The following is a 255-nucleotide window of genomic DNA, read 5'->3' on the forward strand; positions in this document are numbered from 1 at the left end:
CTACGCGCGCTTTACGCCCAGTAATTCCGATTAACGCTTGCACCCTCTGTATTACCGCGGCTGCTGGCACAGAGTTAGCCGGTGCTTATTCTGTCGGTAACGTCAAAACAATTACGTATTAGGTAACCGCCCTTCCTCCCAACTTAAAGTGCTTTACAATCCGAAGACCTTCTTCACACACGCGGCATGGCTGGATCAGGCTTTCGCCCATTGTCCAATATTCCCCACTGCTGCCTCCCGTAGGAGTCTGGACCG

At 52.5% G+C, this 255-nt stretch carries 1 rRNA gene; it reads right to left on the reverse strand.

Going from position 1 to position 255, the window contains the following annotated elements:
• Window positions 1–255: ribosomal RNA gene (locus AACY08_RS30265) — 16S ribosomal RNA — on the reverse strand; the annotation flags it as partial.

Origin of the sequence: Pseudomonas sp. EL_65y_Pfl1_R83 (assembly GCF_963970695.1) — a bacterium.
Taxonomy (GTDB): domain Bacteria; phylum Pseudomonadota; class Gammaproteobacteria; order Pseudomonadales; family Pseudomonadaceae; genus Aquipseudomonas; species Aquipseudomonas tritici.